This is a genomic window from Limosilactobacillus mucosae (assembly GCF_013423865.1).
GTDB classification, from domain to species: Bacteria; Bacillota; Bacilli; order Lactobacillales; family Lactobacillaceae; genus Limosilactobacillus; species Limosilactobacillus mucosae.
The window spans coordinates 92,935-105,552 of record NZ_CP058954.1 but is presented as its reverse complement, the minus strand read 5'-3'; the positions used below and the strand labels follow the sequence as shown (position 1 = coordinate 105,552).

At 44.0% G+C, this 12,618-nt stretch carries 13 protein-coding genes and 2 pseudogenes; all 15 read right to left on the bottom strand.

Annotated features, from left to right (window positions below):
- Positions 1–3 precede the first annotated feature (3 nt).
- Positions 4–1,113 carry a glycosyltransferase family 4 protein gene (locus tag H0G69_RS00435; protein WP_180304917.1) on the bottom strand — a complete coding sequence of 370 codons (1,110 nt, stop codon included), beginning with the start codon at positions 1,111–1,113 and terminating at the stop codon, positions 4–6.
- 1 nt (position 1,114) lies between these two features.
- A complete protein-coding gene (locus H0G69_RS00430; RefSeq protein WP_180304916.1) occupies positions 1,115–1,774 on the bottom strand; it encodes a sugar transferase in 660 nt (219 codons plus the stop codon).
- Positions 1,775–1,794: 20 nt separating this feature from the next.
- Positions 1,795–2,399 (bottom strand): annotated as a pseudogene (locus tag H0G69_RS00425) (NAD-dependent epimerase/dehydratase family protein); the annotation flags it as partial.
- Between the two features lie 43 nt (positions 2,400–2,442).
- Entirely contained in the window at positions 2,443–2,952 is a 510-nt protein-coding gene (locus H0G69_RS00420; RefSeq protein ID WP_180304915.1) for a YveK family protein, read from the bottom strand.
- Positions 2,936–4,039: pseudogene (locus H0G69_RS00415) on the bottom strand (IS256 family transposase); the annotation flags it as partial. The gene H0G69_RS00420 and the pseudogene H0G69_RS00415, both read right to left, overlap by 17 nt.
- 99 nt (positions 4,040–4,138) lie before the next feature.
- Positions 4,139–4,333 carry a hypothetical protein gene (locus H0G69_RS00410; protein ID WP_180304914.1) on the bottom strand — a complete coding sequence of 65 codons (195 nt, stop codon included), beginning with the start codon at positions 4,331–4,333 and terminating at the stop codon, positions 4,139–4,141.
- Positions 4,333–5,004 carry a sugar transferase gene (locus tag H0G69_RS00405; RefSeq protein WP_180304913.1) on the bottom strand — a complete coding sequence of 224 codons (672 nt, stop codon included), beginning with the start codon at positions 5,002–5,004 and terminating at the stop codon, positions 4,333–4,335. The genes H0G69_RS00410 and H0G69_RS00405 overlap by 1 nt, the downstream gene beginning before the upstream one ends.
- Entirely contained in the window at positions 4,988–5,950 is a 963-nt protein-coding gene (locus H0G69_RS00400) for an SDR family NAD(P)-dependent oxidoreductase (RefSeq protein ID WP_180304912.1), read from the bottom strand. Before H0G69_RS00400 ends, H0G69_RS00405 begins: the two co-directional genes overlap by 17 nt.
- Before the next feature lie 71 nt (positions 5,951–6,021).
- Positions 6,022–6,792 (bottom strand): tyrosine-protein phosphatase, encoded by a 771-nt coding sequence (locus tag H0G69_RS00395; RefSeq protein ID WP_180304911.1) that lies wholly within the window; start codon positions 6,790–6,792, stop codon positions 6,022–6,024.
- A 33-nt stretch (positions 6,793–6,825) separates the two neighbouring features.
- Positions 6,826–7,584: a CpsD/CapB family tyrosine-protein kinase gene (locus tag H0G69_RS00390; RefSeq protein WP_180304910.1), complete on the bottom strand. Its 759-nt coding sequence runs from the start codon at positions 7,582–7,584 to the stop codon at positions 6,826–6,828.
- A gap of 12 nt (positions 7,585–7,596) precedes the next feature.
- Positions 7,597–8,454: a YveK family protein gene (locus H0G69_RS00385; RefSeq protein WP_180304909.1), complete on the bottom strand. Its 858-nt coding sequence runs from the start codon at positions 8,452–8,454 to the stop codon at positions 7,597–7,599.
- A gap of 12 nt (positions 8,455–8,466) precedes the next feature.
- The gene (locus tag H0G69_RS00380) at positions 8,467–9,465 is read right to left on the bottom strand and encodes an LCP family protein (RefSeq protein ID WP_180304908.1); all 999 of its coding nucleotides are present in this window, start codon (positions 9,463–9,465) and stop codon (positions 8,467–8,469) included.
- Positions 9,466–9,714: 249 nt separating this feature from the next.
- Positions 9,715–10,308 carry a flagellar hook assembly protein FlgD gene (locus tag H0G69_RS00375; RefSeq protein ID WP_180304907.1) on the bottom strand — a complete coding sequence of 198 codons (594 nt, stop codon included), beginning with the start codon at positions 10,306–10,308 and terminating at the stop codon, positions 9,715–9,717.
- A gap of 149 nt (positions 10,309–10,457) precedes the next feature.
- Positions 10,458–11,606, bottom strand: a complete 1,149-nt coding sequence (gene guaB / locus H0G69_RS00370; protein ID WP_006499311.1) for an IMP dehydrogenase — start codon at positions 11,604–11,606, stop codon at positions 10,458–10,460.
- 227 nt (positions 11,607–11,833) lie between these two features.
- Complete coding sequence (locus tag H0G69_RS00365; RefSeq protein ID WP_180304906.1) at positions 11,834–12,613, bottom strand: DUF1129 domain-containing protein; 780 nt, start codon at positions 12,611–12,613, stop codon at positions 11,834–11,836.
- Positions 12,614–12,618: the final 5 nt, after the last annotated feature.

Here is a 12,618-nt window from a genome sequence, read left to right as displayed (position 1 = left end):
CTCCTAATTTAATAATGTTTTATATTGTCTATGGATGTTATTCAGATTTTTACTTAAAGTAAAATCTCTTAAATAGATTTTTTGGCTTTTTTTACCCATTCTAATTATTTCTTTTTTGTTATCTATAAAGTATTTTAATGCTCTTACCAACTCTTTTTCATTATTTACTAGAAAGCCATTCTTTTTATTGAAAACCAGCTCTTTATTCCCACCAACATTACTAGCTATTATTGGCATTCCCACACTCATTGATTCGATAATGCTAATTGGGAGTCCTTCATAATGAGTTGATAGTACAAAAACATCATTTTTTTTAAGATATGTATTTACATTTCTCTTAAATCCCAAAAATTGAATAGAATTTCCTAATCCCATTTTCTGTACTAGAGCTTTACATTTTTCTAAATTAGGACCACTACCTACAAAAGTAAGTCTAAATTTATCTTCAGAGGATAATAAACCACAAGCTTTTATTAAACCTATTTGATCCTTTTGATTTGAAAATCTAGCTACCATTATAAATTTCGTAATTTTAGATATATTGTTAGTACTAAAAGAAGCACAGTCTTTATTAAGTGGAGCACCATTATGTACTACAACTACTTTATTTTTGTTCGGATTAAGTACTTTTTCTCTATAAGCTATTTGTTTATCGTAATTAGATACACAAATATACAAATCTGCTAAAGGCGCTACTATTTTTTCAATATATTTAAACACTTTTTTACGAAATCTAGAGGAAATTCCATCCGTAAAAGACCAACCATGAACAGTAAAAATCACCTTACAATCAAGTCCAATTGCTGCTAATCTTCCAAGTATACCAGCCTTAGATGAATGCAAATGGATAATATCAGGATTGATTTTTTTTATAAGTTTTCTTAATACTAAAACAGACCTAATATCATTTAATGGGCTTATTTTCCTTTTAACGGAATCAATCACCCTAGTAGAAACATTTGGAATTGTTTCAATACGATTCAGTAATTCTCCCTTTGATCCAGTAACAAACGTAACGCTATTACCTAATTTTTCTTCATACTTGCATAACTCAAAAACATGCTCAGAAGCTCCCCCCCAGTTTGAAGTCGTAATAAAATATAATATTTTCATACTATCTTGCCCCACTTCCAGTAATAATAATTTTAAATGTTTCAAAGGCAATTTTAAAATCAAATTTTAATGAGTAGTGTTTGATATAATAGTTATCCAATTTACATTTCTCGTTTGGTTTTAAATCGTAACCGCCATGAATTTGCGCATACCCAGTTAGGCCCGGGATAGTCCTTAAACGTTTAGGAAAATTAGGCCATTGCTTTGAAAATCTCTCTGTTAGCGAAAATCGTTCAGGACGCGGACCAACAAGACTCATATCACCTTTAATAATGCTCCAAAATTGCGGCAACTCATCAACTCGTGTTTTGCGCATAAACTTACCAACCTTCGTTACCCGTGGATCATTTTTCTTTGCCCAAACAGCACCAGTCTTCTTCTCTGCGTCATTTTTCATTGAATGCAACTTAGTAATTATAATTGGTTTCCCCATGTAGCCAACTCGTTCTTGCTTAAAGAAAATGGGGTCTTTTGAGGTCAGTTTAATCAGAATTGCAAAAATAAGAATAACCGGTAAACTAATAATGCCAAAAAGAGTACCAAAAAGGATATCACAAATTCTTTTTCCCACAAGATTTGACTTTGGAATCGGCTCACCGATATTCCCCATAAAATCATAATCTGCTTCTTTACCTGTATTATTTGTCACTGATGCTTCCATTAATACTCTCCCTAAATATATTAAATTGTTAGATTGTAGGCCCAGTATTGCTTTAATCCTTCTCGCAATGTCCATTTCGGTTTAAAGCCAATACCCTTTAGTTTACTTATATCTGCTTTTGATTTTGTAACGTCGCCGCTTCTTGTTTCTTTAAATTCAATTTTTAATCTTTTACCACTAATATCCTCATAACTATGGATAACATCAATTAGCGGTGTTTCGCCACCATCCGCAATGTTATAGACCGTTGGCTCATTAGTATCTGTTGCAATCTTAATCAGTGCGCTAACTACATAACTACATCATCAACATAAACAAAGTCGCGAGTTTGTGAGCCATCACCATATAGTGTAAACATTTTATCGTTCCTCAAACATTTTGTAATGATTGACAAAACACCCGAATATGGAGAATCAGGATTTTGCCGTGGCCCATATACATTAAAGAAGCGAACAGCAACTGTTGGTAATCCATATAATCTACCATAATCAATCGTAAATCTCTCGGAAGCGTATTTATCAACTGCGTAAGGAGTTAACGGTTGAACGTGTGACGTTTCTTTTTTAGGAAAATCAGGTAAATTACCATAAACGGCTGCTGAAGATGTAAAAAGGAATCGCTTTATTCTTGTTTCCGTGATGAAAGAATGACATACTGCTCTCTCCTTCCTAGACTCGCCGTTCGGCCTGATTGTTACTATTTCGGTTGCGAATAGCCTTGAACTGATGCTCCATATGGAAGTGATCAATATGGCCAAGGTTAGTCAAGCCTAATTCACTAGTCATAAATTCATCGTCGTTGATCGTGGTATCCATCATTTCCTTAATGATTAGATAAATTGCACTAAGGAGCAAGCCGAGGACAGCACCACCTAGCGCAAACAGCTTAACATTCGGGAATGATGGAGTTTCAGGAACAGCAGCGTGGGAGGCAATCGTTACGTTATTAACTGACATAATCTTCTTGATATTACCCTTAAATACTCGGGCAATCGCATTGGCAGCAGCGGCTGATTTCTGTGGATCATTCGTTGTTACCGCTACTGAGGAGACCTGTGAGTTCTGTTGGTTAGTAATTTTAATGCTATTCTGTAAGTCTTGGGGTGTGTCAATAATTTTGTGTAAAAAGGGATCTTCCTCTGCGTATGATGAAGCCTGGTTTTTAAAACATTGAGTCAAGCGTGTCCTTACAGCTGGTAAATCCAGTGCGGGTTCGGCGTATTCTGGACACGTTCTGATCGTTGTAGGTCGCTACCTGCGTCATGACGAAGCGATCCAGGGCATCTTCATTGGGGAACTGCTCTTTCTTGTCGATCTGACGCTTGAGCTGCTTGTTAGAAGACTCAATTACGTTCGTGGTGTAGATCGTGGAGCGGATTGCCTCAGGAAAGTCGTAGAACGTAAAGAGCCCGCTTAACTCAGCCAGCTGCTCAACCCGCTTATAACGCTTCTTCCAGTGCTCGATGAAGTCGTTGAGCTTTTGACGGGCCGCGGGGAGATCCTTAGCCTTGCGAATCTCTTTAAACTCACCAACGACATCACAGCGGTCTGCCTTGCGAACGTAGCCGTAAAGATTGCGCTCAAGATGAACCCAGCACCGCTGAAACTTGGCCTGAGGGTAGTTTCGCTCAATGGCGCCTTGGAGTCCGACCATACCATCGGCGATAAACAGCTGAATGTCGGTGATTCCCCGCTGGCGCAGTCCGCTAAGCAACTCCGACCAGACGACCCCGTTTTCCGTTGGGGCAATACAGTAGTCCAGCACCTCTTTGGTCCCATCACTGCGAATACCGATCGCGATATTGACTGCCTCTCGCTCAACGGTATCGCGGCGCAGCGGAATGTAGGTCGCGTCCAGGAAGACACAGACATACTGCGACTGCTTGAACTTCCGGTTGTGGAACTCTTCGACCAGGCTCGCTGTCTGTTTGGTAATGTTGGACACCGTCGCTGGCGAATAGTACTGGCCATACATCTTCTCGATCAGTTCGGCGATTTCCCGCGTCGTAATGCCTTTGGAATACATCATGATGATCGTTTCTTCAAGCGTTGAGGTATGGCGGGCGTAGGGCTCAAACAGGGCATTCTTAAACAGCCCCAGCCGATCGCGTGGCGTTTTGACGGTGAGGTTGCCCAGCGTTGAGTCAAAGGCCCGGTTATAGTAGCCATTGCGATAGTTTCGCTGCCCATCCTGACCAGTCCGTTCGTAAGGCTCATAGCCCAGTACGGCCGTCATCTCATTTTGCAGGAACTGATTGACGGCTTTAAAGCAGAATCGTCATCTGCCAGTAGCGCGGTAGTGATATTTTTGATAGAATCTTCCATGGGGAAAGCCTCCGTATTCTGATTGTTTTAAGCAGTTCAATCATACGGAGAGGGCTTTCCCTTTTTCAATACCTCCTTTAAGTTTACACAAACAATTTTGCACTCCCTTCTCAACAACAATAATTTGATCTGGAACCACTGTCTGTTTAATTACGCTCCTAATCGCTTGATTTAAAAATTCAGGATCTTCTTTAGAATATACTGTTATCAATACCGAGAAAGATGGATATTCCATTATCGTGCTCCTTCACCGGTGAACATAGTCTTGATTGTCTGCAAAGCAATCTTGATATCAAAAAGGAATGAGTAATGCTTAATGTAATAATTATCCAAATGACACTTTTCTTCTGGTGAGATATCATAACCACCATTCACTTGCGCATAACCAGTAATTCCTGGGATAATACGTAAACGCTGCGGAAATTCCGGCCATTGCTTATAAAACTTTTCAGTAAGTTCTGGTCTTTCTGGTCGTGGCCCAACTAGACTCATATCACCTTTTAAAACGTTCCAAAACTGTGGCATCTCATCAATTCGCGTTTTGCGCATAAAGCGACCAACCGGAGTTACTCTCGGATCGTTCTTTTTAGCCCATACTGCACCTGTTTTTGCTTCGGCATCATTTCTCATTGAGCGTAATTTGATAACCTTAAAATTTTTGCCCATATAGCCAACACGCTCTTGTTTAAAAAATACTGGTCCAGGTGATGTTAATTTGATAATAATTCCAAAAACCAAAATGAAAGGGGCACTGATAGTTAAACCAATTACTCCAAATAAAATATCTAACAAGCGTTTCCAGATTAGTTTACTTCTAGGAATAGGTTCCCCAATATGTTTTAAATATTCATATGTATTATCTCGTGAAGTTTCGGTAATATGTACATTACTATTCGTGCTGTCCATAGTTCTCCGCTCTCTTTTCTTCATAATCCCAATACTCTTTTAGGCCATCTTTTAACGTCCACTTAGGCTTAAACCCTAATGTCTTAATCTTAGTAACGTCTGCCAAAGATTTATCAATATCCCCATTACGTTTTGGCAAGTAGTTAATATTCAGCTTTCTATGAGCTACTTTTTCATATGTATGAATCACATCGTTCAATGATGTTTCACCGCCATCAGCTATGTTATATACCGTGCTGACTGGCGTTTTTTCGGCGACTAATTGCAACGCAGCAACTACATCCCCAACATAAACAAAATCCCGCGTTTGTGAGCCATCTCCATAAAGTGTGAAAGTTTCATTTTTTTGCAGTTTGTCCGTAATTATGGATAAAACACCCGAATATGGCGACTCCGGATTTTGCATTGGTCCATAAACATTAAAGAAACGAACAGCAGCTGTTGGAACCCCGTATAGGTAATTGTAATCAAGAGTAAAGCGCTCGGAGGCATATTTATCAACCGCATAGGGCGTTAATGGCTGTACTGGCATATCTTCTTTTTTTGGCGATGCCTTTAAATTACCATACACGGCTGCCGACGAAGAAAAGACAAACCGTTTAATTTCTAATTTGTTTTCTCTAATAAACTCTAAAGTATCTAAGACAGATTCTTGATTAATCTTGTGAGTTGGTACTGGGCGTTCAACTGAATCAGCTACGCTAGCCACAGCGGCAAGGTAGTAAATATAATCAAAATTACTTTTCAATAGCAGTTCATGCATAAATTCATGATCACAAACATCATGCTCAATAAAAGTAATCTTATCTTGAATGTCAACTAAATTTTCCAGCCGTCCCATTGATAAATCATCAACGATCGTAACCTTATTCCCTTTTTCTACAAGGTCGTGCGCCAGATTTGAACCAATAAACCCTGCTCCACCAGTAATCAATACATTACTCATATTTTTCTCCCACTTTATATGTATTTTTAGTCGAAAAGAGGGGCGAGATCCCCCCCGCCTAATTTTCTTAACTAAAAGAACCAAAAATGCTTCTTTTTAGGCAATGGCTGCCAATCTAAATTAACCTGGTCTCCATTAATTATGTCGCGCGCATTTTGTTCATATGTATCAGCCAGCTCAGCGCCAAATTCACTGCGCAGTTTCTGCAGCGCCTCACTAAGCTCGTATTCGCGATGACTCAAGGCATGCGCGTCAGAGGCAAAGATTGCTCCCTGCCCGGCCTTGATCATGCTGGTCGTAACCTTTTCAATCTTTTTGCCGAACCGGCCCAGGTAGCTGCTGGACGTCAATTGAGTCAGACATCCCTGCTCTAAAAACGGCTGCAGTCTTTCCGGATGTTCCAACAGCTCGGCATTCCGTTCTGGATGGACGATGATCGGCACGATGCCTTGTTGACGCAGTTTAAAGACCATTTCCTTAGCGTACTGCGGCACTTCTTGGCTGGGAAACTCCAGCAGCATGTAGCGCCCACCTTCATCGGCGAACAAAATATCGTCTTTTTGCAAGGCTTCCAGCAGCTCGCCATTGATCCGAACTTCCTGACCTGGAAAAACCGTTAATGGAATCTCGTTTTCATTCAGCGCTTGTTGAAAGTCCGCCGTCAGCTGCAATACATCGGCTTTATGATTGATATAGTGCCCATTCATATGATGCGGCGTCAATAAAGCGTGCGTTACGCCATCATTAACCGCATCCTGGGCCAGTTTTAAAGAAGTCGCGAGGTCAGGTGAACCATCATCCACACCTGGCAACAAGTGACAATGCAGATCGATCAAAACCATCTTGATTCACCCTTCTTGCTGTATGCGACGAGCCTAGTTTTCCGATTCTTTTTCGTAGCCGTAGCCATATCCATAGCCGTAGCCATAACCGTAGCCCGCGTCGTCTTCTGGTACGACGTCATTCATGACATAGCCTAGCAGATGCGCGTGACTCATCTGCAACAGTTCAACGGCCCGCCGTACGCCTGCTTTTTGCGTCATGCCCTGCCGTACGACCAGCACCACGCCATCCATGCTACCCGCAATCGTTTGCGTATCGGTAACTTCCAGCATTGGCGGCACGTCTAATACGACCAGATCGTATTGGGCCTGCACGGCTTCCAAAAGCACCTTCATTCGCTGTGAACTCAGCAGCTCAGCTGGATTAGGGGGTACCGCCCCGCTTGGCAACAAGCTTAAGCCTTCAATGCCGCTTTCCTGGATCAAATCATTTAAGTTGACTTCTGATTGATCACTGCTCAAAACCGTTGACAGGCCCGACTGACCGGTCAGATCAAAAGTTGAACTAAGCGTTGGGCGGCGCATGTCGGCATCAATCAGCAGCACGCTCTTGCCTTCTTGGGCCCAGACAACAGCCAGGTTGGCTGCAACGGTACTTTTCCCTTCACTGATGTTGGCGGAGGTAAAAGCAATCGTTTTTAAGCGTCGATCCACGGCCATGAAGTGAATGTTGGTACGCACGGTCCGAAACTGTTCCGCGGCTACGCTCTTAGGCTTGGCCACCGTGATCAGCTTAACGCCGTTTTTCATCGTATTGTTGTCAACTCGTGACTTGCGTTTGAAGATTCCCATCATAACCCTCCTTTAGACCCGGCGCGTCTGCGTATTTTGCGAACGCCGCTTGATTGAGAAACCGTCATCCAAGTTGATGTGGGTAATCTGACCAAGATTCGTCAAGCCCATTTCATCAACCATGAAGTCGTTGTTACGGACACTGGTATCCATTAGATCGCGCATCAGTACGACCATAAAGCTGATCAACAGCCCCAAAACGGCCCCGGCCAGCGTAAACAGCTTAACGTTAGGCGATGACGGCTTAGTTGGTGTTGCCGCCCGAGCCACGACCGTCACGTTGTTGACATTCATGATCTTTTTGATCCGCTTTTTGAAGACACTGGCAATCGTGTTGGCGGCTGCCGCGGATTTCTTTGGATTATCGGTTTCTACACTGACGGAGAAGACTTGCGAGTTGGTCTGCGTCTTGATCGTGATCGCGTCTGACAGCTGGCTGGTCGTCATGCTGTAGCCTTGACCAGTGTATTCCACCTTAGCTGGCTTGGCCGCGCTGACCAGCCGCTTGGTCCCATCAGCCAGCGTCCTGTACTTGGCTGGCTGGGCCTTGCGAATGACCTTGACAGGGTTGGCCAGTTCTTTTTTGGTTTCTTTTAGAATTACTGGACTGGTAATGATGTCCTTGTAGGTATTGATGACCTGAATGTCGGCCTGCTGGTTGTTGTAGGCCTGACCATTGGCATTGTTTTCATTTTTTTGGTTAACCAATAATTGCGTGGTTGCCGTGTATTTCGGCGTCATAATGAATTTAGAAACGATAAAGCCAGCCAATGCCAGGGCAATCGTCCAGGTAATCAAAAACTTCAGATGTTTACGGCACAGATTAAACAGGCGACGTAAATCGATCGTGTTGTTACTGCTGTTTTCCAATGTTTTCCTCCTTCAATCAGTCACGCTGACGTGTTTAAGCTGCAAGGCATCGCGAATCTCATCAGATACGCGCTGCATCTCGCTGGTTGGCACGACTTCAAATGACTCGCCGCCTTCACTGTCGCCATGGCCCTGCGCATGATCAGAAACCACTTTGCTATTAGCCTTGCGATACTTCATGGCTAAAGTCGTCATGTCGCTGAACGTCAGATTGGTCTTAGACTGATCAGCTATCGAATTCAAGAATTTTTGGTTGAGAACTGACTTATATGAAGCAGCTTCCTTCATTAAAGCGGTAATGACCAGGCGCTGCCGTTCTTGTCGGCCATAATCGCCCTGTGGATCATCGTAGCGCATCCGACTGAAGGCCAGGGCTTGGGCACCATCCATGTGATACGTCTTGCCCTTTTTAAAGCTGTAGCCTTCATAGTCAAACGTCAATGGCGAAGTCACACTGACGCCGCCCACTTGATTAATGGCTTTTTCCAACCCGCCCATGTTGATCATTACATAGTAGTCAATTGGTACGTTAAAGTATTTTTGCACGGTATTGATGGTTTCTTTAACCCCACCATATGTATAGGCCGCATTGATCTTGGCCGGTGAATATTCAGCGTAGCCGGGCAGATTAACTTTCATGTCCCGCGGCAGACTGACAATCGTGGTCGTCTTTTTTTGCGGATTGAGCGTCATCATCATGATCGTATCCGTCCGCCCTTTGTAGTCACGGCCCAGCGCCCCCGTATCAGTCCCCAAAAGCAGGATATTGATTGGCTTGCCCTGTTTGATGACCTTGTCAGCATTCCGATATGTCTTGGCGCCCGATTCGCTGTACATATTATTGGTAGCAACATGGACGTTTCGCCAGGCAACCCCCACGAAAATCAAGGCGAGAATCACTAAAAGTCCAATGAATGACCACAAAATCTTCAAACCTAATCGTTTCCGACGATGGTGATGATGATGGTGGTGATGGTGCACCGGTTGATTTTGATTCGATTCTTCGTTCATATTTACATAGTCCCATTTTTAAAAATTTTTACATCTACATACCTTAAAATTATCTATGCATAAGCCCCAAAAATCAAGGCGTCAAGCCCCGCACGTCTTGTCGCACTAGGGTTTAACGCCTCAATTGTTAAAAGATTAATTTATTGATTTATATACAAAGTTACGTAATATTACGTTTGTTAACGCTGCATATTTATATTTTATAAATAATTTAATGAAATAAAATTCGTCAATAAAAAATTTTATTATTTATTGCCCGATGCCGCGCACGGTCAAATCTTTATCAATGGTCTGGTCGCCATTATGAGCGGTAACGTGGTATTTGCCCGGCTTTTTAAAGTTATAGGTTTGATCGGCCCCCTGCGCGTTGCCGTTCAAAGTCGTCACGACGTTGTTATTGCTGTCTTTGATCTCAAACTGCGTGTTGGCTGGTGCCTTAAAGCTGACGGTCGCATCACCGGTCTTGTTTAAGGAAACGTCAGTCGGAAAATCAACCTGCAGCTGACTGCTGGAGGAAGAACTCGCTGATGATGAGCTGGCTGCCTGCGAGCTGCTGGCGGAAGCGGCCGCGGCTGACTCTGAGCTTGACTGTGCCTTGCTGACCTTAGTGGCATGTTCATTGGCAGGATGGTGTTCAGCCGGTTCACTGGTTTTATCTCCCGGCGCGGTAAATGTTCCCACCAGACCGATCACAAACAAAATGATCAAGCCCCAGTTCATGATTACCTGTCCTTTGCCGATTTTTGCCTGGGCATTCTTTTTGAGCCGCTGTGTCTGATAGATCCAGACGCCGACAAAACAAACGGCTGCTAAAATCATCAACAAAATGAACAGTTTCTTCATTATATAACTCATCCTTTTTCGAAGTTTGGCTAACTGTTATCTTAACACATTTAGCCAACCAGCCAATCAAACAATCATCAAATGACGTTTCAGAACGCAAAAAAGCGCTGCTTAAAATCAAGCAACGCTTTTGAATTAAAGCTCAGCTATTATTTGTAGTTAGGAGCAGCCTTGGTAATTTGAACGTCGTGTGGGTGTGATTCACGCAGACCAGCGTTCGTGATCTGAACGAATTGCGCGTTGTCGATCAAGGTTGGAATATCCTTGGCGCCAACGTAGCCCATCCCGGAGCGCAGACCGCCGACCATTTGGAAAATCACGTCAGCAACGTCGCCCTTGTATTCAACCCGGGCTTCGATACCTTCTGGAACCAGCTTGTTGGCTTCGTTGACCCCACCTTGGAAGTAACGGTCAGAAGAACCATGCGATTGAGCCATGGCTGCCACGGAACCCATCCCACGGTAGCCCTTGTACTTCTTGCCGTTTTCTTCAAAGACTTCGCCAGGGGCTTCCGTCGTACCGGCAAACATGCTGCCCAGCATTACGGCGTTCCCACCAGCAGCCAGAGCCTTAACAATGTCGCCAGAGTACTTGATCCCACCATCAGCAATGATGGCCTTGCCGTATTCGTGAGCCACGGAAGCAGCATCGTAAATTGCCGTAATCTGAGGGACACCAACACCGGCAACCACCCGCGTCGTACAAATTGAGCCAGGGCCGATGCCGACTTTAACCACGTCAACGCCAGCGTCAAACAGCGCCTTGGTACCTTCACCAGTGGCTACGTTACCAGCAATCAGCGTAACTTCTGGGAAATGTTCGCGAATTTCGGCAATCTTGCGCAGAACACCAGCTGAGTGACCGTGAGCCGTGTCGATTACGATGGCGTCAACACCGGCCTTCAGCAGAGCTTCAGCACGTTGGAAAGTGTCGGACGTAACCCCAACAGCAGCCGCAACCAGCAGATGACCGTTTTCGTCAACGGCAGCGCGGTTGAAGTTTGAGTTGGCAGGCAGTTCAACGCCTTTAACCGTGGCTACTTCGCCGGCTTGAGCATCGATGGACATGTTCTTGTGAACGACCCCCATCCCGCCTTGCAAGGCCATCGCAATTGCCATTGAGCTTTCAGTAACGGTATCCATCCCGGCACTGATAAATGGCACGTTCAGTTTAATATTCTTTGCCAGCTGCGTACTCAAATCGACTTCATTTGGCAAGACATGACTTTCCGCTGGAATCAGCAGCACATCATCAAACGTTAAGCCTTTCTTGGCAAACTTAGTATCCCAATTCGACATCAATCTGCACTTCCTTCTTTAAATATTAGCTACTACCTTACTAGGTTTTTGGTGATTGGTCAACGAATAATCGTGATTCTAACATAATTCTAATAATATTTTTCAGATTGTTCGGTTTTAACCCCTTTTAACCACCATTTTAGGACTAAATACCAAATTTGTCGGCGATAGATTCTGACAATTTATAAAAAAGCACCGCGTTTCACGTGGAACCGCGATGCTGATTTTTATTGCCGCTGCTGACGGCGTGGCGAAAAGGCGCTGGTAATGTGGTAGCGTCCCCGCAGCCAGATGTCGAGCGCAAAAGCTGCCACCCCTAAAATCAGGTAGAACCATTGATTCAGACGTGGGTTGACGCTGTTTGGCATCATGGCCGTCAGAATGTAGATCAAAATCCACATTACCAGACCACTGACCACCGTAACGATGCGGGCCCATAATGGTCGTTTGACATATTTGCCCGTTTCTTCGTTTTTAACTGGCAGCATATACTTGGCGATCCAGCCAAATAAAATCCCACCAGTAATAGCTACGATGATGATTGAGGTGATCCCCATATTACCGTTATGGGAAACCTTCATTGCTTGTGGAGAGATCCAGTCCATCAGCCCAAACATAAAGGTAAAGATGGCAAAGAACATGATCCCGTTATCCAGTGCCATCAATTTTAATGAGCTCTGCGTCTTGGATTGTTCAGTTGGCTCAGGATGCAGCAGAGCGTGGGCCCGCTGCGTTGGCGTACCAAACAGGCCGCGCGCCGTTTGACCAGTCTTTTGGCCTTCCTGCAGCGCTTTGAGCGTTTCTTCAAGCATGGCTGGCTTTTTGGATGGGTCAGCGCCCTGTGCGTCCAGCTGCTTGTTTAATTGGAACATGAATTCTTCGTTTTTGCGCGTCAGTCCCTGCTTGCCAAAAGCCCGCGTCGTTTCTTGACGCTGGTCTTTGGCGTATTCTTTTTGTCGCTGGCCGGCAGCGGCATTGCGTGGTTGTTGTTCTTTTGATTCAGCCAAGATGT